The sequence below is a fragment of the Arthrobacter sp. MMS24-T111 genome (assembly GCF_054888995.1).
In genome coordinates, this window is the sequence record NZ_JBTZRO010000001.1 from 2,108,944 (window position 1) to 2,131,782 (window position 22,839).

The following is a 22,839-nucleotide window of genomic DNA, read 5'->3' on the forward strand; positions in this document are numbered from 1 at the left end:
TGCTTCCGCCAGGTGCTGAAGGTTCCCGCCTGCACTGTGGTGCGCGCCGCCGTCGTACCTCCCTGCCCCGCCGCAGGGGCCAACGCCGGCGTTACGCGGTGGTTGCGCGGGGCAGCCGGATGCAGAAGCAGGCCCCCGGGTGCTCCGGGGTGGCTGGTTCCACGGTGAGCCGGAGGTTCATGCGCTGCGCCAGCCGGGCGGCGATGGATAGGCCCAGGCCGGTGCCGGTGGGGCGCTGGCCGTCGTACCTGCGCGCCAAGACACCGCGGTCAAAGGCGACGGCGGCATCCTCCGGCGTCAGCCCCGGGCCGCTGTCACGCACCAGCACGGCGACGACGCCTGGCGGGTCCGCGAGGTGGCCGTTCCCGGGTGCCGGGCCGGGGGACGAGGCCACGCCTTCTGTCCGGGCCTGCAGGACCAGCGGTTTCCCCGCCGGGGCGACGCGCAGGGCGTTGCCGATCAGCCCATCAACGATCTGGCGGAGCCGCTGCGCATCCGTGGTGGCCAGCAACGGCCCGGCCGGGTCCACGGCCGGCACCTCCAGGACCAGGTCCACGCCCGCCTGCGCAGCGGCCGGCTGCCAAGCACGCTGGGCCTGTTCAAGGAGTGCGGCAACGTCAACTGGCTGGATGTCCAGCGTAAAATCGTCCGCTTCCAGCCGGGCCAGGGCCAGCAGATCGCGGACAAAGCCGTCCAGTCGATCGGTTTCGGCGGCGAGGGTCTGCCCAACGCGCACCGTGTCCTCGGGTGGGATCAGCCCGTCCTGGAGGGCTTCGGCGTAGCCGCGCAGGGCCGTCAGCGGGGTGCGGATGTCATGCGAAATGGACAGCAGGAACTCCCGTTGCCTGCTTTCACTGGCCAGCAGCGCGTGGTCCAGCGTGTTGATGGCCTCGCCGACGGCCCGGACCTCGGTGACCCCCGCAGGGCTGAACTGCACGGTCCGCTCGCCCTGGGCCATCCGCCGCGCCGCCGCCGCCGTCCGGACCAGCGGGCCCGAGAGCCACCGCGCCAGCAGCGTGCCCGCCAGCACCGCGATGAGAAGCCCCGCGGCCAAAGCCAGCAGCATGGGCTGGAGGAGCCGGGCGGAGGCGGCGTTGACGTCCGCCAGGGGCCGGATCAGGGCAATCCCGCCGCCCTTGGCCAGCGGCCTTGCTTCCACCAGGTATTGGATGCCGCCGCGGGTGATGGTCCGGGAGATCGGCTGCCCGGAGCGCACCGCCTGCACCTCGTCCGCGCCCAGGATCCGGCCGGCCGCGCTGGTGACCGTGCCGGACGGGGTGATGCTGGCAAGGTCGTAATTATCCGGGCCCAGCAGGTGGCGTTCCCGCAGGTCCAGCGCCTGGGACGCCACCGGGGCCGCGCTGAACGCATCGGCCTGGCGGGACAGCTGCTCCCGGGCCTGGGTCACGGCCGCGGAACGGATCAGCGGGAAGGCAACGCTGCCGGTGACCAGTGCTGCCAAAACCGCGACGACGGCGGTCACCAGGGTGATGCGGCCCGCGAGGGAACGCAGCCAGGGAGCCCGCGCGCGGCGTGGCTGCTGCTCCTGCGCCGCCGTCGTCCCTGTAGGGACACTCACGATCCCTCCGCGTCCGCGGAATAGCCCACGCCCCGCAGGGTGCGCAGCGGGTTCCCGGGGCCCAGCTTGGAACGCAGCTGGGCGATGTGGACGTCCACCGTGCGCCCCGCCGAATAGTCCGCCTGCCCCCACACCGCGGAGAGCAACTGCTCACGGCTGAAGACCCGGCCCGGGCTTGCCATCAGGTAGGCGAGCACATCGAACTCCCGCGCGGTCAGCTCCACCGGCGCGCCGTCCACGCCCACGGTGCGGGCCTCCGGGTCCAGGGTTACCGGCCCTGCGCGGAGGACGCCCGGGCGCGGAATCCCGGCGCTGCGCCGCAGGACCGTCTTGAGCCGGGTCACCAGTTCACGAGGCGAAAACGGTTTGGTCATGTAATCGTCCGCGCCCAGCTCCAGCCCCAGCAGCATGTCCACCTCGTCATCGCGGGCGGTGACAAAAATGATGGGCGTCCAATCGTTCCGCCCACGCAGCCGCCGGCACACCTCAATCCCGTCGATGTCCGGCAGGCCAACATCCAGCACCACCGCTACCGGGCGCAGGCCCCGGACCCGGTCCAGGCCCCCTTGGCCGGTGGTTTCCACGTGCACGCCAAACCCTGCCCGGCTCAGGTAGATCCGCTGCACGTCGGCGATGGCGCGCTCGTCTTCAACGATCAGCACCAGGCCACGGGACGGCGGGGCGCCGGCGGCTGTTGGTTGTTCCATGTATCTATTGAACGCTCCGGCAGCACCGGCCCACAGACACGGACGCGCGACTTTACGTTCCCCTTACATTCCCCGAACACACGCCGGATGTGGGCGCGCCACAGTTGGAGACGCACAACCTGCAGCGCCCGGAACGCCCCGGGCATGAAACGCCGAGGAGAACACCATGAACACCACACCCAGCACGCCCCGCGACCGTACCGCACGCTTTTGGGCAGTCCGTGGAGGCGCCGTCGCGGCAGGCGTTGTCCTGGTGGGCGGAGCCGTCTTTGGGGCCACGGCCGCATTCGCGGACGGCCAGAGCCCGGCGCCGTCGGCCTCCCCGTCCGCCGGCTCCGGGTCCGGTCCCGGCAACGCCAAGCACGCCGCCCACCCGTTCGTCCGTTCGCTCCGCAACGAACTCCGTGTGGACATCAAGGGCGGCGACGGCTTTGGGGACAAGGCCCACGTGATCGCGTACGCCCTGATCCACCGCGCCCAGGCCTTCGGCAAGCTGCCGGCCAACCTGCAGGCGGACCTGAAGACCTTGGAGGCGGCCGCAGCCTCAGACCGTGACGCTGTCGCCGCCAAGATCAAGGACACCGCCCTCAACGGCGGCTACGGGGACAAGATCCAGAAGGAAGCCAAGGCCATCGAGGACAAGGTCAACCAGGCGCCGGCCAAGCAATAAGCGACCACGAGACGAAATCCGAGACAACGAATAGCGGCCCGCTCTAGGAAGCCGCGACGGCGAACAGCCCGGCAACGCCGAGCAGGTACAACACCAGGACCAGCAGGGAGTCCACGCCCATGCCCAGCAGCTTCTTTTGCGGCCGGAAGAGGATCCCCAGCAGGTAGACGAGGGTGAGCAGGATGGCCAGCGCGGTGAGGTAGATGTCCGTTGACTGGGCTTGGGGGAGTACCGGCTTGCCCGTGATCAGCACCGCCACCAGGAACAGCACCGGAAGGAAGGCATTGCCGCCGAAGATGTCGCTGAACGCGAGTTTGTAGTCCCCCTGCTTCACGGACGTTAGCCCGGTGGAGATCTCCGGCAGCGAGGTTGCCAGCGCCAGGAACGTGGCACCGAACAGCACCCCGGAGAGTCCGATGTTTCCGGCGATCGCATCACCGCTGCGCTCCAGCACCACACCGGCGCCCAGGGTGGCAAGCGCGGCGACGCTGAAGATCAGCACCGAGGTGCCGGTGCGCAGGTGCTTGTTCTTCTCGGCGCCTTGCTTTTTGGAGTGTCCCCGGGGTTTGTCCTGCGCCCCGGGGCGTCCCCTTGCTGGTGCCAGGGCAGGTCCTTCTGGGAGCGCTGCACCAGGATCAGGCCAACAATCCAGAACACTGCAATGAGGACCGCGGCGGGCGTGAGCCGGAACGCCACCAGGTTGCCGGGCATCTGGCTGCCGGCGATCACCACGCCCAGGACGGCGACGACGGTGACCGCCTCGATCACCAGCGTCAGGGATGCCGCGCGGTAGCTCAGCGGGTGGCCGCCTTTGGTGCCCAGGGCATCCAGGACCACCAGCACCACCGTCTGGATGGCAATGCCGCCCAGGATGTTGCCCACGGCCACGCCAATGTTGTTGGCCAGGGCCGCGGAGACGGTGATGGCGATTTCGGGCAGGTTGGTGGCGATGGCCAGCAGGATGAGGCCGCCCAGCGCCGAGCCCAGGTGCAGGCGGTCATCGAGGATGTCCGTCTGTTTGGACAGCTGGATCCCCGCCACCCAGATCACGGCCGCAGCGGCGGCAAATATGAGCAGTAGGACTGCAAGGGGCAGTGAGTCCAATCCGGGGTCCCTTCCTGGTGGGGTCGCTAAACCGCGTGACGTATTCCCCCATGCCTGGGCCGTACCCACATTTGTGCTGGTCACCCATCTTCACGCTTGGTCAAACCCACATTCACGCTCCATTGGTTAGAGTCGTCTTTCGGGCAAGGCGAGGACAGCTTCGAGGACCTACGGGAGCGGAAGCACCTGCCTGGATCCCCGAGCAGAAGTAGGACACGACGCCGCTAAGGTCGGCCCCCGCCGCCGGGACGCTGGCGGTGCTTCGCAAAACTGCTAATCATGCTTACTATTGTGGGGCGTGGGCTGCCCGCTGGGGGCAGAGCACCCGCGCCGCACCGGAGGTCTCTCAAGCATGGACAACGAACTGCGTCCCCTCACCGATGAAGAACTGATGTCTGAGCAGGCCACCGCCCTGCCGGACAAGGAAGTGGCATCCGTCCTGGACCTGAATGCGGACCTGGACCTGGGCATTAACGCTGCGGCTCCCATCGACCTGGCCGTAGCCGCCAACGCGAACGTGGCGGCCCCCATCGACGCGGCCGCCTCGGCCAACATCCTCTCCTTCGGCTCTGACGCGCAGGCACTCTCGCACCAGGACGCTGCCATCGACCAGGGCATCGTGGCCGATGCCAATGCCAACTCCGCCCAGGACAGCGTGATCGGCCAGGGCGACGGCACAACCGGCGCTACCGACACGGGCACAGGCACCACCGGAACCACGGATGGGACCACGGGAACAGCACCTGCGCCCACAAGCACCGGTGGCGTCACCGACGCAGCGGGCGCGCTGAACGGCAACCTGCTGAACGTGGACGTGAACCTGGACGCCGACGCCGCCATCGCCGCCCCCATCAACGGTGCCGTGGCCGCGAACGCCAACGTCGCCGCCCCCATCGATGCAGCCGTCGCAGCGAACATCGGTTCCATCGACAGCCAGTCGTACGCCATCTCGGACCAGAGCGCCACCATTTCGCAGCACATCGACGGCGCGGCCAACGCCACAGCCGGCCAGACGTCCAACCTGCAGCAGTAAGCCAAGATGACCCAAACCCACGGCGGCCCGCCTCCCGAGGCGGGCCCGCCGTCGTCACGCTTTTCCGTCGCCCAGGAGCCGCCGGGCCAAGGAAGTACGACGGCGGGAGCCCACCTTCCGGCCCTGGCCGACGGCGTGCAGCTGCTTGGCACGGCTGAGGGCTCCGGCTACCGTGAGCCGCCGGCCCTGGCCCGCCGCGGAGACGGCCAGACCCTCCAGCTCACCCGGCTGCTGTACCTGGTGCTGGAGGCGGCGGACGGGAGCCGGGACCTTGACGGAATCGCCCGGCACGCCAGCGAGGGGTCCGGGCGGCTGGTCAGCGCGGAGAACGTCCGCACCCTGATGGATTCGCAGCTGCTCCCGATGGGCCTGCTCCGGCTTGCCGACGGCAGCCAGCCCGAGGTCAAGAAGTCCAACCCGCTGCTGGGCCTGCGGTTCCGCTACATCGTGACGGATCCCGAACGGACCCGCAGGATCACCGCGCCGTTCGCTGTCCTGTTCAACCCGCTGATCGTGGTGGCCGTGACCGCGGCGTTCCTGGCGGCCTGCTGGTGGGTGCTCATGGTCAAGGGCCTGGGCTCGGCCACCCACGAGGCGTTTGCCCAGCCGGCCCTCCTGTTGCTGATCCTCGCCGTCACCATCCTCTCCGCCGGCTTCCACGAATTCGGCCACGCCGCCGCCACCCGCAAAGGAGGCGCAACCCCCGGAGCCATGGGGGCCGGGCTGTACCTCCTGTGGCCGGCATTCTTCACCGACGTCACCGACTCCTACCGGCTGGGCCGCGGCGGCAGGATCCGCACCGACTTGGGCGGGCTGTACTTCAACGCCATCGTGGCGGTGGCCATCATGGGACTGTGGTGGGCCACCGGCTTCGACGCGCTGCTGCTGGTGGTGGTCACCCAGATCCTGCAGATGGTCCGCCAGCTGATCCCGCTCGTCAAGTACGACGGCTACCACATCCTGGCCGACGCCACCGGCGTGCCGGACCTCTTCCAGCGGATCAAACCCACCCTCCTGGGGATCCTTCCCTGGCGGTGGGGGAACCCTGAAAGCAAGGTCCTCAAGCCCTGGGCACGCGCCGTCGTCACCGCCTGGGTCCTGGTCACCGTGCCGGTACTGCTCTTCAGCATGGTGATGATGGTCCTGTCCCTGCCCAGGCTGCTGGCTACGGGCTGGGCCAGTGCAGGGAAGCAGCAGGAACAGCTCGCTGCGAGCCTGTCCGCCGGTGACTTCGCGGGCGTTGCGGTGCGGGCGCTGGCCATGGTGGTGGTGGCGGTGCCGGTGCTGGGCGTGCTGTACATCGTGGTGCGGCTGCTGCGGCAGTTGGTGACGGGGCTGTGGCAGAAGACCCGGGGCAAGGCGGTGCAGCGCACGGCGGCCATGACCGCTGTGGCAGTCCTGCTGGCGGGACTCGCCTGGGCATGGTGGCCCGACGGCGGGACGTACCGTCCGGTCCAGGCGTACGAACGCGGGACGCTGGGCGATGCCACCCGGGCCATCCTGCCCGTCCGCGACAGTGGGGCGTTGCGGCAAGGCGGTGCCGGACGGACCGTTGCGTTGTGGCCCGCTGGAGCCGCCAAGCCCACCCGGGACAACCCGCAGCTGAGCATGGTCTTGGTGCCCGCTGGCGGATCCCCGGCGGGTGCATCGCCCGGCACTGCTTCCGGCGGTTCCTCGCCCGCGTCCGCTCCGTCCTGGGTCTTCCCGTTCGACCGGCCCACCGCGGCGGCCGCCGACGGAAACCAGGCGCTCGCCGTCAACACCACCGATGGCTCCGTGGCCTACAGCGTGGCGTTCGCGCTGGTGTGGGCCGAGGACGGCGAGCCTGTGACCAGCACCAACGAGGCCTACGCTTTCGCCAACTGCACCGGGTGCGCGGCCGTGGCCGTGGGTTTCCAGGTGGTGCTGGTGGTGGGGCAAGCCGATGTCATCGTGCCGCAGAACCTCTCCGCTGCCGCCAATTACAACTGCCTGGACTGCCTGACCTATGCACTGGCCAGCCAGCTTGTCCTCACGCTTGACGGTCCGCTGGATGCGGCCGCCAAGCAGCAGCTCGAGGCCTTGTGGGCGCAGATCGCCGACTACGGAAGGCACATCCAGGACGTGCCGCTCTCCCAGATCCAAGCGACCCTGTCCGGATACAAGGAGCAGATCACGTCCATCGTCAAGGGCAACTCCGTAGCCGGAGGGACATCGGTGGCAACGTCCCCGGCGTCCGCGGGCCCGAGCGGCGTTCCCTCCACCGTACCCACTGCCCCCGCAGTGGACGGCCCGGCTGCGGTTCCCGCGACGGCACCCGCCGAAACCGCCGCACCTGCCCCCGCAGGGACCGGGGCGGCCACGGCACCGGCGGGCCAGTACGTGGAAGGCGGGCAGCCGACGTCGGCCGTTGACGGTGCGACACCGGCACCCACCAATGACGCCGGGTACGGCGCCACGCCTGTTCCGGCGCCCACCGCCAGCGCCGGCTGATGGGGGCTACCGGCATGGCGTTGGGGGAACCTGGCCCGGATTCGGGTAGGCGGATTCAACGGAAGGGGGACGGTCCACCCTTACCGCAGGCGTATGTCCGTCGGTACGCTGGCACCCATCGGCGCTTCCTGCGCTGAGAGGTTCCGTATTTTGGGAATCAGTTGGGGGACCCAATTCTGCCCGCCCGGGTCTCGGGCCGGCCACCCTTCCATCGTTGTGGCCATTCCCAGGAGACAACCATGCACATGCGCTCTTTCCCGATCATTGCCGCCCTCTTCCCAGCACTCTTCATCCCGGCAGGGCCAGCCCAAGCCACGACGGCACTCGATGACGATGCCCTCGCCGTTTACGCCGACTGCCCGTTGGAACGCATCGGCACCCAGTTGGTCCGCTGTGACAACCTCACGGGCGCGGGGGTGGCCGCACCGTTCTGGATTCCGGAGCAGAAGTAGGACCAGGACGAACAGCACTCCCAGAAAGCGGGACAGACAGCAGCGTGCCAATATCCATCGGGCACGCTGCTGCCTGGTCCTGTGATGGTGATTCGGATCAGCCCTGCGGGCCGCCGCCGGGGCCGCCGGTTTCCGTGGAAGTCACGGTGAAGGAGGCGTCCAGGTAGACGGTGGCGCGCGTTCCATCCGACGTGATGATGTGGGCCTCGTAGGTGGCGCCTTCGGCGTCGTTCTCCACGCGCTGGATGGTGGCGCCGGGGTTCGCCGCCAGGGCTGCGTCCGTCACTTTGGTCGCGGTGTCCCCGGTGAGGAGCGTCTCCGTGATGCCGTTGGCCTGGTGGCCGCCCTTTGATACGTCCCGCGGAGCCTGACTGGTGGACGTGGTGGTGCTGGACTGGCTGGTGTTCGAGTCCGTGGTGGCGGCATTGGCCGGCAACGCCGCACTGGCCAAGGCGCCACCGCCGATGGCTGCTGCGAGGGCGAGGCTGGCGATCGCTGACTTTACGGTGGTCTTCATGTGGGGCTCCTTCTGGGTTGGCCCTCCGCTGGAGGGGGATGACTCAAGCATCCGGGCCCCGGCTGTTCCCGATGTAGGGCTCCGCTGTGCAACCGCTGTGGAGATTTTTGGGCCGCTGAACGTTGGTGTTTGTGCCCCTGACCAGCAGGAAGCCCCTGGCATGTGTGCGCCAGGGGCTTCCTTTGGATTCTGTGCCTGTGCCCGCTACTCCGCGAGCTTGGAGACGGCCTGGGCCCAGAGGAAGAACTTGTTGGTCCCCAAGTCCTTGACGGTCTTGATGTTCAGCGCCTCTTTGAGCTTTTGGGCGTCGCCCTCGGAAAGGCCCTTCAGTGCTTCGACCGGCGCCGCAGCCAAGTCGTCGACGCCTTTATCGAGGTATTCCTTGTCGAACTTCGCATTGATTCCAGCCATACTGTCCTCCTGGTGTTCGGTGGTCCTGACTGTGCTGGGGTGCACAAGCGCCATTGAACCACGGCGTTTATCAATACGCACGGGTCAATCGGTCGGCGAAGCGGGAACGGATTTGGTCATCGCCTTCTGAGAGGCCGGACGTATCCTGAAGTTTCAACGGCCATTTGCTCTTCGGAGGAGTCGCAGCATGCTCAACAATGCAAGCTTGGGGCCGAGCGTCGGAGCGTTGGTGGCGGTGGCTGTTGCCCTGTACATCGTGCTGGTGGTGCGCCGCCGGAAATAGCAGCCTCCGGGCATGAGTAAGGTCGCCCTGCAGTCCAGTTGACTGCAGGGCGACCTTATTAGGCATTCGAGACCCTAAAGAACGATCAGAATCCTGACGTGCCCCAGATGACTTGGCTCGATCCTGCTGGGTTGCCTGCCAAATCGGCCAGGCTCGCTAGCGGGGCCAGAGTCGGCGGAACTGTGGGAGTTGCCGATATCGGTGTTCCGTTGGGATTCGACTGCTGGTTACCGAGCTTGATGGTCAGGATCTGCCCGGTGGTGTCAAAAACGAAGGTAGTGGCATTGCCATTTCCGTTGCCCCCGAAGACGGCGCTGCCTTGCCCGATGTAGTTGCCTCCCAACGACAGCGTTCCCAGCAGGTTCGGGCAGTTGCTCGAAGCGAAGGTCATCTGGTCATTGGTACCGGCCTCGGTCAGGGTTGCGGTGCCGTTCAGCGAAGTGCCGCTCCATCCTGTGCATGCCTTGGCGGGATCAATGCGTTCGGAGAAGGTGATGGTTATGGTGTCGCCTGGATCAGGCGTCGCTGCCTTCCTTCCGGCGGTCCCGCTGATGGCGATGTTGGTGACGGCTGGCCTGACGACATCCTTGGTGACTGTTGAAGTGAGGGTTGTGGTGTTGCCAGCAGCATCGCTTGTGGTGGCAATGACCGTGACGGTAACTGTCGGACTGGCTGTTGACGTGTCTTTCAGGCTCGTCAGGTTGAGCGGCCCTGTGCTCCATCCCATGCCGGACGCTGTCCCGCGAACCGTGGTAGCGCCGTCTGTGACGCTTACACTTACGGGTGTGTTGGAGTCGTTGCTGCCGCTGACCGGATAGTTTGCGGCATTCCCCGAAAGAATGTTCTGGAGCGTGTCGAGCTTCAGCGCAGGTGCCGCAGTGTCCCTTGTGTCCGCCGCAGTAGCTGCGGCGCTGGTGTTGCCCGCCGCGTCGGTAACCGTGACGGTGTACGTGATGATTCCGTCAACCATGGACGAGCTGGAGCCAAGGTTGAGGTTCAGAGACCATGCCCCTGAAGGACCCGATGCCACCACCGTGCCGCTGACAGAGTTATTAGCGGGGTCTGTTGCTTTGACCGTCACGGTTCCGTTGACTTCAGCAGTACCGGAGACCGGAACTGCCGAGGCATTGGCGCTGTTCGCCGTTTGAGTGGCAGCGTTATTTATATACGTCGGCACGCTCAAGCCCTGCGCTGCGGCCGGAGCCACCGTGTCCTTCGTGGCAGTAGCCGTCTTGGCCGGGCTGGTGTTGCCCGCGGCGTCCGTGACGGTGGCCGAGTAGGTGACTGCGCCCTGGTTCAGGCTGGTCAAGTCCAGGGATGCAGACCAGGTACCCGTCCCCGATGCCGTCACCGTGGCGGGAACAGAATGCGCGGAGCCCGCGTCGCTGGCAACAAGCGTCACCTTGGACCCAGCCTCAGCGGTGCCTGTCAGCGGTACCGCTCCAACGTTGCCCGAATAGACGGATCCGGGGGTGGGCGTGAACACCGGCGCGGCCGGTGCCTGGGTGTCGATCCGCACTGTCTGGCTCTTCGCGGACCCGGCGTTGCCCACCTTGTCCGTGGCGAAGTACGTGAGCGTGTGGGTCCCGTCGCCGCTGACGGGGACAACGGCCACAGCGCCGCTGACTGTCTGCTGCGCGCCGCCGTCGAGCGCGTAGGAAATGGAGGCGACGCCGGACCCGGCCGGACCGTCATCCGCAGTGACCGTCACGCTGACGGGGCTTGTGTAGTTCCACCCGGCCGCGTTGGGCATGGGCGAGATCCCGGAAACGGTGGCCACCGGTGCGGTGGAGTCACTGCTGATGCCGTTGCTCCTCGGGCTTTCGGCGCCGGTCCACAGGGCGATCGCAGGAGTCACCGTGTAGTACCAGATGCCGCCGGGCACAGACTGTTCCGTGCAGGTAAGCGTGGTGACGGTCCCGGCGCAGCCGCCCGTGGCCGGAACAGCCGTGCCGCCGGTGGCCGCCGAATAGCGTGCCACGGTGTAGCCGGTGGCGGCCCGCCCGTTCACAGTGGTGCCGCCGGCCCAGGTGACCGTTAAGGCGGAGCCGGCGGCGGTGACCGCGGGCTTCGACCCGGGTGAGAGCGTGTCTGCCGTGGCGGCCGCGTTGCTGCTGCTGGTGCTGGAGGCCCAAAATGCGTACGCGGCGGTGCCCGTTCCCAGCAGGAGCAGCAGGGCCGTGACGATCCAGGGCAGCCGGCGGGACGGGCGGCTGAGCAGGAGGAAACTCATTTCCGCACCTCCGCCGTCACGGGGACGTTGAAGGTTGCGCCCTGGCAGGCGGCGAGGGAAGTGGTGTCCATGGTGGCCGCTCCGGGGAGGGTGATGAGTGCTGACGAGTTCGCGGCAACGTACGTTGCGGGAGTGAGCGGCGCGGCACCGGCGAAGCGGACACCGGTGGTGGTGCAGCCCGGATGCGCGGCATCAGCGGCGGCGGGGCCGTTCGCAGTGACGCCGTAAACCTGCACCGAATAGGGGTTGGGATTGGTCAGGCGGAGCACGACGTCGGCGCTGCCGCCCGGGATGAGGGCCGTCTTGGGGTTGTCGCCGGCTACCAGGGCGTCGACTGTGACTGCCTGCATGGTGCCGGCCGCGGCGGACCCGGAGCCTCCGCCTGCCGCGGACCAGTAGGCGTAGGCGGTACCGGCGCCGGCAGTGGCCAGGAGCCCGGCGAGGGCGGCGGCCTTGATGCCGCGACGCCTGTGGATGCTCGTCATCTCAGTTCCCCTGTCCTGATCCCGAGTACGTGAGCTGCAGGGTTGCGCCTTTGCACCCGTCCTGGTTCCTGGAACTGTCCAGCATCCCCACCCGCGGCCACGCAGACTGTGCCAGGCGGAGACCTGACAGCGAACTGCTGCCGGTCGGCGCCACCAGGGGGTACGGCCCGCTGTACTGGGTGAGGGCGAAATCGGCCGCCGTGCAGGCAAGGTTCTTCGCTGTGGCATCCGCGCTCCTGGTAACCCCCGCGATAGCCACGGACAGGTTGGTCAGGGAAACGGATTTGTTGTTCGGGTTGCTGATCTGCAGGTCCAGTGCGGCCGAGGTGCCTGGCGACAGTGTCCCGGGCACGTTCCCGGAGAGGGCGAATTGCTTGATGGTCGAATCCAGGACCAGCTGGACGTTCGCGTAGGCGTACTGGGATTTCCCGGCGGAGTCTTTTCCGGTCCCCACCAGGTACAGGTTGTAGCTGCCGGTCGGTGAGGCGGCCGTGGTTGCCACCTGGAGTGTGCTCGAGTTGCCGGTTGTCGGGGTGGGCGAGAACGTTGCCGTGGCGCCGGCGGGCAGTCCGCCCTGGACGCTGAAGGAGACGGCGGCGGGAAAGTTGTTGCGGGCCAGCTGCAGCGTGTAGACGGCGGTTGCCCCGGGTGGGACGGTGACGGAATCCGGTGTGGCGGCCACCGAGAACGCGGAGGACATCTTGTAGTTAACGGTGAGGCTGGCGTCCACGCTGCCGGACACCTTGCCGCTGGTCCCGGTAATGGTCAGGGCATTGGTTCCGGCCGGAGTAGTGGCACTGGTGGTGGCGTTCAACGTTGCGGTCGCGGTGCTGCCGGAGTTCAGGGTGACGGACGACGGCGTGAAGGCGCCTGCCGCGCCGGCCGGCAGTCCCGCGGTGGCCAGGTTGACCGCTCCGCTGAACCCTCCGGTGGACGTCACTGTCACCGTGTAGGCGGCCGACTGGCCCTGCTGGACGGACTGGCTGGCAGGGGAGACCTGCACGGTGATGCCCGGCTTTGGATTGTTCGATGCCGCGATCAGCGCCCCCGCACTGCCCAGCACCAACAACAGCGCTATCAGCGCTGCCTTGATGCCGTTCCGTGTGCCGTGCCGCGATGGCCCGTCCTGCTTGTGCACCCTGTGCCCCCTTGTTCCTTGGTGCAGACGACGGCGAGCCGGGGGCGGATTGCGCCGCCCCCGACTGGCTGTTGGTTTACTTGCTGCTGACGTTCACGGTGATAGTGGCGCTCTTGCAGGCATCTTGATTGGTGGCGGTGTCTTTGAAGGTCAAGGTGCCGGTACCAACAGTCGTTCCGGTCGTATTTGCCAAAACGGTCGTCGGTGTGTTGGACGCGTCGACCGTAAACCAGCTGGCGAGACAGTTGGTCGGGTCGCTCGTCACGACACTCGGGGTCAAGGAACCGACGACAGTGCTGGACGTGTTCGGGTTGTCAGCCGTGTAGGTCACGGCCCTTGTCTCGCCTGGTGCGATGTCAGCGGCGAACGAGGTGTGCAGGACGACGTCTTTCGTCCCGGACGAGGCGGCTGCGTTGCCGGTACCCGAACCGTTGGTGCTCCAGTAGGCGTACGCGGCACCGCCACCAACAGCCACCAGGGCTGCGGACATGGCGACGGCGGCGATCTTGTTCTTCTTGGTCATTGGGCGCATGGAAAGACTCCTTGTGTGTGTGATTGAGAACCCGTTCCCCCATAGGTGGCTCCATCGAGGTGCCTTCCGGTGGATCGATGACCCAATATTTGCGAACGCAAAAGGGCGCAACAACACGTAGTGGTACCCGAATTTCCAGCGACTGGAATTGACCGCTACTTGGATCGGCGGGTGAGTACTCGCACGGGTGGGCAGCACCCTGACCTGCGCGTCGGCATCACATGCCGGCGCCGGCGACGAACGTGCGCGGCGAGTTAGCCCGTCCCTACCGGGTATCCACGTCCTCGAATACCAGGAAGGTCTGCGTGTCCAGCACGCCGGGCATGGACTGCAGCTGGTCGAAGATGACCCGGCGCAGGTCGATGTTGTCCACGGCCCGGACCAGGAGGATCACGTCGAAGTCGCCACCCACCAGTGCAATGTGGTGGACCTCCGGAATGGCACCGAGTTGGTCCCGGAGTTCACGCCACGAATCCTGCTTCAGCTTGAGCGTGACGTACGCGGAGGACTTCAGGCCCGCCTTGATGGGGTCCACCAGCGCCGTGAACCGGGTCAGCACTCCGTCGCCGGTCAGCCTGGCGATCCGGGAATAGGCGTGCGCCCGGGATATGTGGACGTTTTCCGCCACCTGGGTCACGGACATCCGGCCGTCCCGGGTGAGCTCGGTGATGATGCGCCGGTCGATCTCATCCAGCGGGACCTCGGTTGCGGCATCCTTGCCCGGCATTTTGTCCACGGCTCCCGTCGGTAATCCACGTCACAGTTACAAATCGTCTCCCATAATAGGCACTTCGGAGCAGCTTCTCCACGATTTGCCCGTCCGGTAGATACGAAACCTGCTGCGGGACCATACTGGGAGCGAATAGTGGCAACCGAAGGACGGACCAATGACGATCTCCGCAGACCACACCGCGCCGGACACCACCAGCACCGAGCCAGCAGGAAACGCGCTGACCGACGCTGTGAAGAAGTTCGGCATCACGGTGGAGGACTACATGCTCCCCGCCCGGCACCAGATCCAGATGGTGGACCCGGACGGCCGGCTCATCCCCGAAGGTGAGCAGGGCACCCAGCCCGGCCACGAATACCCCGTGCCCGGCGACAAGGAACTGCTGGCAGCCTACGAGCAACTCGTCGTCGGCCGCCGCGTCAACGACCAGAACTCCGCCTTGGTCCGGCAGGGCCGGATGGCCGTCTACCCCTCCAGCCACGGGCAGGAAGCCTGCCAGGTTGCCGCCGCCCTGTGCCTCTCCGACGCCGACTGGATGTTCCCCACCTACCGCGACGCCGTGGCCGTCATGACCCGTGGCGTGGACCCGGTGCAGGTGATGACCATTTTCCGCGGCGACTGGCACGGCGGTTACGACCCCCTCGAAAACAAGGTGGGCATCCAGTGCACCCCGCTGACCACCCAGCTGCTGCACGCTGTGGGGGTGGCCCACGCCGCCAAGCTCCGCGGCGAGGAGACCGTGGTCCTGGCCATGTGCGGCGACGGCGCCACCAGCGAAGGCGACTTCCACGAGGCCCTCAACTTCGCCGCCGTCTTCCACCTGCCGGTGATCTTCTTCGTCCAAAACAACAAATACGCCATCTCGGTGCCGCTGGCACACCAGTCCGTTGCGCCGTCGCTCGCGCACAAGGCCGTGGGCTATGGCATGGCGGGCGAACGCGTGGACGGAAACGACGTGGTGGCGCTCCTGGCCGTCCTGGACCGCGCCGTCAAGCTCGCCCGTGAGGGCTCCGGCCCGCTGTTGGTGGAAGCGAACACGTACCGCATGCAGGCCCACACGAATGCCGACGACGACACCCGCTACCGCGAAAACAGCGAGGTTGCAGAGTGGCGGGCCAAGGACCCGGTCAACAGGATGCGCACGTACCTCACGGACCGAGGGTTGTTGGATGACGACGGCGAGGCCCGCATCCGTGAACACGCTGAGGCCGTTGCCGCTCAGCTCCGCGAAGGCCTCAGCGAGGACGTTCCCGTCGACCCGCAGGAGCTGTTCCGTCACGTTTTCGACCGGCAGACGCCGCAGCTGACGGAAGAATCCGGCATGCTCGCCGACGAACTCGCCCGCGACGCAGCAGCTACTGATTCAGAGGAGGCCGGCAAGTGAGCCCCACCATCACCACCTCGTCCGAGGCCAACGGCAACGTTTCCGCCGCCACCGCCCGGGCCGCAGCCTCCGCTGCCGCGTCCGCCGAAGCCGCCGGGCCGCAGCCGGTCACCATGGCCAAGGCGCTGAACACAGCCCTGGCCGACGCCATGCACGCCGACTCCTCCGTCCTGGTCTTCGGTGAGGACGTGGGCATGCTGGGCGGCGTCTTCCGCATCACCGACGGCCTCACCGCCACGTTCGGCGAACAGCGCTGCTTCGATACCCCGCTGGCCGAATCCGGCATCGTGGGCATGGCCGTCGGCATGGCGATCAACGGGATGCGCCCGGTGATCGAGATGCAGTTCGACGCGTTCGCGTACCCCGCGTTCGAGCAGATCGTCAGCCACGTAGCCAAGATGCACAACCGCACCAAGGGGGCCGTGAAGCTGCCCATGGTCATCCGCATCCCGTACGGCGGCGGCATCGGCGGAGTGGAACACCACTGCGATTCCTCCGAGTCCTACTACGCCCACACCGCCGGCCTGAAGGTTTACACCCCCGCCACCGTGGCGGACGGCTACCGGATGCTCCGCGAAGCGATCGACTCCGACGACCCCGTCATCTTCATGGAGCCCAAGAAGATGTACTGGACCAAGGACCAAGTCGACTTGGGTGAGCTGCGCCGCCAACACGCGGAAGGCACGACGACGGGACGCACCTCCGAAGGCCGGGCCGCCGTCGCCCGTCCCGGCACGGACGCCACGCTGATTGCCTACGGCCCGTCCGTCCCCACCGCGCTCGCCGCCGCCGAGGCAGCCGCGCTGGAAGGGCGCTCGCTGGAAGTCATCGACGTGCGGACCATCGTGCCGTTCGACGACGCCACCGTGTGTGAGTCCGTCCGCAAGACCGGCCGGGCCGTGGTGATCGCCGAGGCGCACGGCTTCGCGTCCGTGTCCTCCGAGATCGTGGCCCGGGTCCAGGAACGCTGCTTCCATTACCTGGCCGCCCCCATCCGCCGGGTTACCGGGTTCGACGTCCCGTACCCGGCACCCAAACTCGAGAAGTACTACCTGCCCGGCGTGGACCGCATCCTCGACGCCGTCGACGACCTTCAGTGGGAGAACTGACCATGAGCCAACCGTGTGTGTTTTTGTTGCCGGACCTGGGCGAGGGCCTGACCGAAGCCGAGCTCGTTGCCTGGCACGTTTCTGTGGGCGACACGATTGTTGTTGACCAGCCGATCGCCGAGGTGGAAACCGCCAAGTCCGCCGTCGAGGTCCCGTCCCCGTACGCGGGGATCGTCACCGAGCTGCATGGGAAGCCGGGGGAGACCCTGGACGTGGGGAAGCCGCTGATCTCGGTGACGCCGGTCGATTCGGGTGCCGCCGCCGCGGATGATGCGGCAGCCGAGACGTACCGTGAAGAGGAGAAGGCCGGCTCCGGGAATGTCCTGATTGGTTACGGCACTCCCGGCGGTCACGGTGTTGCCCGGCGCACCCGTGCCCCCAAGGCCTCCCTCTCGGTAGTTGAGCCTGTCGAAACCAGGCCTGTCCAAACCACTGAAGACGACCTCAGCCTCCTGCGCACCCGCGTCCCCGGCAAGCTCGGCGCGGTGATTTCACCGCTGGTCCGGCGCATGGCACGGGAGCACGGCGTCGACCTCGGCGGCCTCCAAGGCTCCGGCGACAGTGGCCTGATCATGCGCCGCGACGTCGAAGCAGCCATCTCCACCCCGGCGGCCAAGCCCGCCGAAACCAGGCGCACCCCGGCGGTTGAGCCCGTCGAAACCGGGCGCACCCCGGCGGTTGAGCCCGTCGAAACCGGGCGAACCCCTGCTGTTGAGCCCGCCGAAACCAGGCGCACCCCGGTGGTTGAGCCTGTCGAAACCAAAACCGCAGATCCCCGTACGGGTCTCGCCGTCTCCGCCCGCACTCCTGTCCGCGGTGTAAGGAAGGCAGTGGCCGCGAACATGGCGCGCAGCCGCTCGGAAATCCCGGAAGCGACCGTGTGGGTGGATGTGGATGCCACGGCGTTGATGGAGCTGCGGGAAGGACTCAAAGCCAAAGGTGGGGAAGCTCCGGGCCTGCTCGCCTTCATCGCCCGGTTCGTCACCGCCGGGCTGAAGAAGTACCCGGAACTGAACACGCGGATCGAAACGGCGGAGGACGGCTCGCAGGAGATCGTCTCGTTCGACGGGATCAACCTTGGGTTCGCGGCCCAGACCGAGCGCGGCCTGGTGGTGCCTTCCGTCCGCGGCGCCGAGAAACTCAGCGCCCGGGAACTGGACGCGGAAATTCGCCGCCTCACGCAGGTGGCCCGGGACGGCAAGGCGACACCCGCCGAACTCGGTAGCGGCACCTTCACACTGAACAACTACGGCGTGTTCGGCGTGGACGGATCCGCCGCGATCATCAACCACCCGGAGGTGGGCATCCTCGGGGTGGGCCGCATCATCGACAAGCCGTGGGTGGTCAACGGCGAGCTCGCTGTCCGAAAGGTCACCGAGCTCACCCTCACCTTCGACCACAGGGTCTGCGACGGCGGCACCGCCGGCGGCTTTCTCCGCTTCGTGGCCGACGCCATCGAAAACCCCACGGCCCTGCTGGCAGACATCTGAGCTCCTCCACTCTCGATGAGCGCCGCCGGTCCGTTGCCTTAGCCTGCCAGCCCTCGGCGGATGTTCCTTAGGTGGAGGTAGGCCATCAGCGCCAGCAGGGGAGTGTGGATGGCAGGAAGGTTGTGGGCGAACCATTTCGGCAGGTAGATGTCCGTGACCGAGCCGGTTTCGGCGCCGTACCGTTTCGCAAGGCCCGTGAGGGGGCAATGGAACCCGTTTGCGGCAAACACCAAGGTTTCGGCGGTGACCACTGCAGCGGCCATGCCGACGCGCTTGTCGGTCCGCCCGGCCAAGCCGGTGACGAGCACGTAGACGACGCATAGCTCAATCGACAGCCACGCGAGTGTGTGGACCGCCTTGATTGCTGCCACGGCGGACGGATTGTGTTTCGTGGCCATTTTTCCTTTCCTCCCGGCAGGAGCGTCAACTGGCACCTGCTGGTACCAGTGCATCTCCGCGGATGGTCCCGGACCAGAGGAATAGGTCCCGCCGCAAGGACACCTAGGGCGTGGGGCCGGGAACGTCCTGACCGTTGGCGTCGCCGGGCTGGTGGGCGCGGTAGACGAAGTGCTCCACCCGGCGGTCGGGAACCAGCCAGATCAGCGCCACCACCGTGTAGACGGCGATACCCAGGAGCGGCTGGGCGAGCGCAAGAGCTATGCCCACGAGGTAGATCAGCGGCGATGCCTTGCCCTTCCAGTCCCGGCCCAGGGCCTGGGCAACGGCACCGGTTTTGCCCTGCTCGCGGATGAGTGCCTGCTCCAGGATGTAGAAAGCGATGGCTGCGCAGAGAAGGTTGATGCCGTAGACCAGCACCGGTACCTCCACGAATCCGGACTCGTCCATCCACCGGGTGGTGAAGGGGAAAGGGAGAGCCAGAACAGCAGGTGCAGGTTGGCCCAGAGGATGGCACCGTTGACGCGGTCCGCAATCTGGATCAGGTGGTGGTGGTTGTTCCAGTAGATCCCCACATAGACGAAGCTGAGCAGGTAGCTGAGCAACGTCGGCAGCACCCCGCCGACCCCATGCCAGGTGGGCTCCTCCGGTACACGCAGCTCCAGCACCATGATGGTGATGATGATTGCCAGCACGCCATCGCTGAACGCCTCAAGCCGGTTTTTGTTCACAGTTCTGCCCTCCGTCAGAAGCATAATGCCCGGTCCCCGGCCAGGGCACCGGGAGGTGACGGCGGCCGCGCGCCGCCGTCGTCCCTGCCGGGGTAGCGCATCCGTGTGGGTCCGCTGCCCGATTAACGGGTAGCCGCACGGGGCAAGGACTGGAAAACTGAGTACCCGCTACTCGTGACCCGCTGCGTGACTCGTCCATAGGCTGGAACCCAACAGGGGAAAGACTCCCGCGCAATATCTTCTGGAAGGAGCAAAACCTTTGAAGAGGATTCAATATCGTGCGTGGACTTGCCTTGCCGCCGTCTCAATGCTGACAGGTTTATCCGCCGTTGCCTGTGGCGACATGCGTGGTGCTCCGGGTTCAGCGCCTTCCCCGGGAGCTGACCCGGGCAGCACGGTTTCCGGTTCTGCGCAGCCAAGCGCAGACGAATCGACCTTGCCGTCAGTTCCCGCCGAGGAGGTGACGGGCAGTCCGTCCCCGTCCTCCGACCCCTCCCAGGCTTCAGACCCCTCTGCCGCCTCCGAAGCCATGCCGGTGGGCGACCTGCCTGGCTGGAGACAGGTCTTTGCGGAGGACTTCAGCGAAGCAAACGTGGGGATTGGCGAGTTCCCAGGCCCGGTCTACGGCACGAGGTGGAGCGAGAACTACGTTGACGGCACGCCGGACACGGCCGCGCAACAGCAAAAGAAGGGCGAGAGAACGTCGGGGTATTACCCCTCGAAAGTCCTGAGTGTCCATGATGGTGTTTTGGACATGTTTCTTCACTCGGAAGACGGTGTAGCAAGGGGAGCTGCTCCATCACCCAAATTCAGTGGAGCCAGCCAGCGCCCCTACAACAGCCAAGTCTACGGGCGTTACTCGGTGCGTTTTAAGGCCGATGTCCTGCCGGGCTTCAAATTGGCGTGGCTGTTGTGGCCCGACAGCAAACAGTGGCCGCAGGATGGCGAGATCGATTTCCCGGAGGGGGACCTGTCCAAGGTCATTTACGCTGCTGTGCATGGGGTCGAGGGGGGTATCCACAAAGATGAGGTCCTTCGTCCAAACGAACCATTCGGGGATTGGCACGTTGCCACCACCGAGTGGAGCCCGGGGCAAATCGAGTTCTTCCTTGATGGCAAATCGATAGGTGTGTCCCGCCGATTCACGCCGGATAAGCCGATGCATTACATCCTGCAGACCGAGTCGTGCTCGCCGATGTGCCCACTGCCTGAAACCAGCGGCCATGTCCTGGTGGACTGGGTGGCCATCTGGGCAAAGTCCTAGCGGCCGATCCCGGCCGGACCCCGCCGTCGAACGTTGTGCCTTTTTTCGAATAGGGTCTTTACGCCCTAGCCGGAGGTCACTAAAGTGATTTAGGTCATAGTCCGGATGGGCGCCCGGGGGCGTCCGGGAAGGGGGAGTGCATCAACACCGACCACTATCGGAAGCCAAGTGACAACCACTACGTTGAAAGCCCCTCCTAGGAGGGGCTTTCCCTTTGCCGCGGGCCGCGGCAAACCGGCAACCGGCGGCGTCAGCCGGCCAGGCCGGACAGGCGGGCACGGAGGAATCGCTGCTCGGCTTCGTTGTCCGTCAGGATCAATGCCTCCTCGAACGCCACCCGCGCCTCAACCGGCCGGCCCAGCCGGACCAGGAAGTCACCGCGCGCCGCGACCAGGTACGGGTATCTGGCAAGCTGCGGCTCGGCGCCAAGCGCATCGAGTTCTGCCAGCCCCTCGGACGGCCCCACCGCGAAGCCCAGGGCGATGGCCCGGTTGAGCCGGACCACGGGGGAGGGCCACCGCTCCATCAGCAGGTCGTAAAGGCCAAGGATCTCCTGCCAGTCGGTGCCGGACCAGGACCCGCTCTCGTCATGGACGGCGGCGATCGCCGCCATGAGGGCAAAGCGGCCCGGTGGCCGGGACGCCAGGGCCTCGCGCACGAGCGCCACACCTTCCGTGACCGCGTGCCGGTCCCACTTGGACCGGTCCTGGTCCTCCAACAGGACGAGGTCCCGGTTGCCGTCCACCCGGGCATCCCGGCGCGCTTCGGTCAGCAGGACCAGGGCCAGGAGCCCGGCCACGTCGGGGTCGGCCGGAAGCAGTTCACGCAGCAGCCGGGCAAGTTCCACACCGCGCTCGGCAAGGTCCCGGCGCATCAGGTCGGCTCCTGACGGCGCCGTGTGCCCGGTGGTGTACACGAGGTACACCACCGACAGCACCCCGTCCACGCGCTCGTGCAGCTCGTCCACCGACGGCACCCGGTAGGGGATGTTCGCGGCCGTGATCTTCTTCTTCGCCCGGGTGATGCGTGCCGCCATGGTTGCCTCGGGGACCAGGAACGCCCGCGCCACCTCTGCAGTGGACAGTCCGCAGAGCAGCCGCAGCGTCAGGGCCACCCTTGCCTCAAAGGGCAGGGCCGGGTGGCAGCAGGTGAAGATCAACCTCAGCCGGTCATCCGGAATATCGTCCCCCGCCGGGAACCCGCCATCGTCGTCCTCACGGCCCAGGAGCTTCGGCAAAGCCCGTTGCGCGGTTGCCGCACGGCGCCGCATATCCAAGGCCCGTCGTCGTGCCGTCACGGTCAGCCAAGCCCCGGGATTGCTTGGGACACCGTTCGCGCCCCACGTGGACAAGGCGCTGGCGTACGCGTCCTGGACGGCTTCCTCAGCGGCGTCGATGTCGCCGGCAACCCGCACCGTGGCCGCCAGCACGAACGCCCACTCCCGGCGGTGCGCATCGGCAACCGCGGCAGCAACCTCCGAGCCGGCGGCCCGCGCCATCAGCTGACCACCCGGACCGGCCACACCTCAACCCCCACGCCGGCGGGCACCTCCTTGCCGATCTGCAGCGCCTCGTCGAGGTCGGCCGCCTCCACCAGGTAGTAACCGCCCAGGGTCTCCTTCGACTCGGCGAAGGGGCCGTCCGTCACCACGAACCCGCCCGCCCCGTCGCGCCGGATGGATGTCGCCGTGGAGGACGGATGGAGGGCGGCGCCGCTGATCAGGGACGCCCCGCGGCGTTCCATGAACTCCTGGTAGTTGGCGCTGATCGACTCGCCTTCGGCCTGCCTGGTCACCGCTTCGTCCTGGTAAATCAGGATCAGATACTTGGACATTTTGAACTCCCTTCGCTTGTCAATAAGAGCCCACTGCTGGAGCCCCTACCCATACGACGCGCAGGGGAAGCCCGGATCGACAGCACTGTTTATAAAGTTCGCCCGGGCAACGGGGTTCATGCGCCACCGTCATGAGGTGCCGTTCCGCCGTGGCGTAAAGGAATCGTTAAGGTCCGGCCGAAAAAGCGGCTGCCGGGCTGTTCCACAGCGGCCGGCCAGTACTTTGGATGCAGTGCCGCCTTCTCAGGGACCCCCAACCTGGAGAAGGCGGCACGCCTGCTTAGAG

The 22,839-nt window shown here is 66.9% G+C and carries 23 protein-coding genes and 1 pseudogene; 8 read left to right on the top strand and 16 right to left on the bottom strand.

Annotated elements, in window-relative coordinates; genetic code table 11:
* Nucleotides 1-91: 91 nt before the first annotated feature.
* Both ACX5I6_RS09870 and ACX5I6_RS09875 read right to left on the bottom strand, forming a co-directional pair.
* Nucleotides 92-1,579, bottom strand: a complete 1,488-nt coding sequence (locus ACX5I6_RS09870) for a sensor histidine kinase (RefSeq protein WP_461840362.1) — start codon at nt 1,577-1,579, stop codon at nt 92-94.
* Complete coding sequence (locus tag ACX5I6_RS09875) at nt 1,576-2,286, bottom strand: response regulator (RefSeq protein ID WP_461840363.1); 711 nt, start codon at nt 2,284-2,286, stop codon at nt 1,576-1,578. The genes ACX5I6_RS09870 and ACX5I6_RS09875 overlap by 4 nt, the downstream gene beginning before the upstream one ends.
* Before the next feature lie 166 nt (nt 2,287-2,452).
* Here ACX5I6_RS09875 and ACX5I6_RS09880 point away from each other — a divergent pair, with 166 nt between their 5' ends.
* Nucleotides 2,453-2,956, top strand: a complete 504-nt coding sequence (locus ACX5I6_RS09880; RefSeq protein ID WP_461840364.1) for a hypothetical protein — start codon at nt 2,453-2,455, stop codon at nt 2,954-2,956.
* A 43-nt stretch (nt 2,957-2,999) separates the two neighbouring features.
* On the opposite strand, the gene ACX5I6_RS09885 is transcribed toward ACX5I6_RS09880, so the two are convergent.
* Nucleotides 3,000-3,458, bottom strand: coding sequence for a hypothetical protein (locus ACX5I6_RS09885; protein ID WP_461840365.1), 459 nt, complete (start codon nt 3,456-3,458; stop codon nt 3,000-3,002).
* Nucleotides 3,452-4,060 (bottom strand): hypothetical protein, encoded by a 609-nt coding sequence (locus ACX5I6_RS09890; RefSeq protein WP_461840366.1) that lies wholly within the window; start codon nt 4,058-4,060, stop codon nt 3,452-3,454. Before ACX5I6_RS09890 ends, ACX5I6_RS09885 begins: the two co-directional genes overlap by 7 nt.
* Before the next feature lie 352 nt (nt 4,061-4,412).
* On the opposite strand from ACX5I6_RS09890, the gene ACX5I6_RS09895 reads away from it, so the two are divergent.
* The 3 genes from ACX5I6_RS09895 to ACX5I6_RS09905 all read left to right on the top strand — a co-directional run bounded on the left by ACX5I6_RS09895 (nt 4,413) and on the right by ACX5I6_RS09905 (nt 8,017).
* Nucleotides 4,413-5,093, top strand: a complete 681-nt coding sequence (locus tag ACX5I6_RS09895) for a peptidoglycan-binding protein (protein WP_461840367.1) — start codon at nt 4,413-4,415, stop codon at nt 5,091-5,093.
* 6 nt (nt 5,094-5,099) lie between these two features.
* Nucleotides 5,100-7,565, top strand: a complete 2,466-nt coding sequence (locus ACX5I6_RS09900) for a hypothetical protein (RefSeq protein WP_461840368.1) — start codon at nt 5,100-5,102, stop codon at nt 7,563-7,565.
* 239 nt (nt 7,566-7,804) lie between these two features.
* Entirely contained in the window at nt 7,805-8,017 is a 213-nt protein-coding gene (locus tag ACX5I6_RS09905) for a hypothetical protein (protein WP_461840369.1), read from the top strand.
* A gap of 97 nt (nt 8,018-8,114) precedes the next feature.
* On the opposite strand, the gene ACX5I6_RS09910 is transcribed toward ACX5I6_RS09905, so the two are convergent.
* The 7 genes from ACX5I6_RS09910 to ACX5I6_RS09940 form a co-directional block, all read right to left on the bottom strand.
* Complete coding sequence (locus ACX5I6_RS09910; RefSeq protein ID WP_461840370.1) at nt 8,115-8,534, bottom strand: hypothetical protein; 420 nt, start codon at nt 8,532-8,534, stop codon at nt 8,115-8,117.
* Nucleotides 8,535-8,738: 204 nt separating this feature from the next.
* A complete protein-coding gene (locus ACX5I6_RS09915; RefSeq protein ID WP_285245576.1) occupies nt 8,739-8,945 on the bottom strand; it encodes a hypothetical protein in 207 nt (68 codons plus the stop codon).
* A 368-nt stretch (nt 8,946-9,313) separates the two neighbouring features.
* On the bottom strand, nt 9,314-11,461 hold the full coding sequence (locus tag ACX5I6_RS09920; protein ID WP_461840371.1) for a beta strand repeat-containing protein: 2,148 nt from the start codon (nt 11,459-11,461) through the stop codon (nt 9,314-9,316).
* On the bottom strand, nt 11,458-11,946 hold the full coding sequence (locus ACX5I6_RS09925; RefSeq protein ID WP_461840372.1) for a hypothetical protein: 489 nt from the start codon (nt 11,944-11,946) through the stop codon (nt 11,458-11,460). Before ACX5I6_RS09925 ends, ACX5I6_RS09920 begins: the two co-directional genes overlap by 4 nt.
* 1 nt (nt 11,947) lies before the next feature.
* Nucleotides 11,948-13,084, bottom strand: a complete 1,137-nt coding sequence (locus tag ACX5I6_RS09930; RefSeq protein WP_461840373.1) for a COG1470 family protein — start codon at nt 13,082-13,084, stop codon at nt 11,948-11,950.
* 76 nt (nt 13,085-13,160) lie between these two features.
* The gene (locus tag ACX5I6_RS09935; RefSeq protein WP_018760633.1) at nt 13,161-13,607 is read right to left on the bottom strand and encodes a hypothetical protein; all 447 of its coding nucleotides are present in this window, start codon (nt 13,605-13,607) and stop codon (nt 13,161-13,163) included.
* A gap of 274 nt (nt 13,608-13,881) precedes the next feature.
* Nucleotides 13,882-14,343 carry an Lrp/AsnC family transcriptional regulator gene (locus tag ACX5I6_RS09940; RefSeq protein WP_461841698.1) on the bottom strand — a complete coding sequence of 154 codons (462 nt, stop codon included), beginning with the start codon at nt 14,341-14,343 and terminating at the stop codon, nt 13,882-13,884.
* Between the two features lie 160 nt (nt 14,344-14,503).
* Here ACX5I6_RS09940 and ACX5I6_RS09945 point away from each other — a divergent pair, with 160 nt between their 5' ends.
* Genes ACX5I6_RS09945 through ACX5I6_RS09955 form a run of 3 tightly spaced genes read left to right on the top strand, consistent with a single transcriptional unit; the run spans nt 14,504 to nt 18,329 of the window.
* Nucleotides 14,504-15,730 carry a thiamine pyrophosphate-dependent dehydrogenase E1 component subunit alpha gene (locus ACX5I6_RS09945; protein ID WP_461840374.1) on the top strand — a complete coding sequence of 409 codons (1,227 nt, stop codon included), beginning with the start codon at nt 14,504-14,506 and terminating at the stop codon, nt 15,728-15,730.
* Nucleotides 15,727-16,839 carry an alpha-ketoacid dehydrogenase subunit beta gene (locus tag ACX5I6_RS09950; RefSeq protein ID WP_461840375.1) on the top strand — a complete coding sequence of 371 codons (1,113 nt, stop codon included), beginning with the start codon at nt 15,727-15,729 and terminating at the stop codon, nt 16,837-16,839. Before ACX5I6_RS09945 ends, ACX5I6_RS09950 begins: the two co-directional genes overlap by 4 nt.
* A gap of 2 nt (nt 16,840-16,841) precedes the next feature.
* Nucleotides 16,842-18,329: a dihydrolipoamide acetyltransferase family protein gene (locus tag ACX5I6_RS09955; protein ID WP_461840376.1), complete on the top strand. Its 1,488-nt coding sequence runs from the start codon at nt 16,842-16,844 to the stop codon at nt 18,327-18,329.
* Nucleotides 18,330-18,367: 38 nt separating this feature from the next.
* Here the strand turns inward: ACX5I6_RS09955 and ACX5I6_RS09960 are convergent, their stop codons facing one another.
* The 3 genes and pseudogenes from ACX5I6_RS09960 to ACX5I6_RS09970 form a co-directional block, all read right to left on the bottom strand.
* Complete coding sequence (locus tag ACX5I6_RS09960) at nt 18,368-18,727, bottom strand: hypothetical protein (protein WP_461840377.1); 360 nt, start codon at nt 18,725-18,727, stop codon at nt 18,368-18,370.
* Between the two features lie 103 nt (nt 18,728-18,830).
* Complete coding sequence (locus ACX5I6_RS09965; protein WP_461841761.1) at nt 18,831-19,175, bottom strand: hypothetical protein; 345 nt, start codon at nt 19,173-19,175, stop codon at nt 18,831-18,833.
* Between the two features lie 74 nt (nt 19,176-19,249).
* Nucleotides 19,250-19,480: pseudogene (locus tag ACX5I6_RS09970) on the bottom strand (TMEM175 family protein); the annotation flags it as partial.
* A 505-nt stretch (nt 19,481-19,985) separates the two neighbouring features.
* Between ACX5I6_RS09970 and ACX5I6_RS09975 the strand changes: the two are divergent.
* A complete protein-coding gene (locus ACX5I6_RS09975) occupies nt 19,986-20,720 on the top strand; it encodes a glycoside hydrolase family 16 protein (RefSeq protein ID WP_461840378.1) in 735 nt (244 codons plus the stop codon).
* A 250-nt stretch (nt 20,721-20,970) separates the two neighbouring features.
* Here ACX5I6_RS09975 and ACX5I6_RS09980 read toward each other — a convergent pair whose 3' ends face one another.
* Nucleotides 20,971-22,218 carry an RNA polymerase sigma factor gene (locus tag ACX5I6_RS09980; protein ID WP_461840379.1) on the bottom strand — a complete coding sequence of 416 codons (1,248 nt, stop codon included), beginning with the start codon at nt 22,216-22,218 and terminating at the stop codon, nt 20,971-20,973.
* Complete coding sequence (locus tag ACX5I6_RS09985; protein ID WP_018760625.1) at nt 22,218-22,553, bottom strand: YciI family protein; 336 nt, start codon at nt 22,551-22,553, stop codon at nt 22,218-22,220. The genes ACX5I6_RS09980 and ACX5I6_RS09985 overlap by 1 nt, the downstream gene beginning before the upstream one ends.
* Nucleotides 22,554-22,839: the final 286 nt, after the last annotated feature.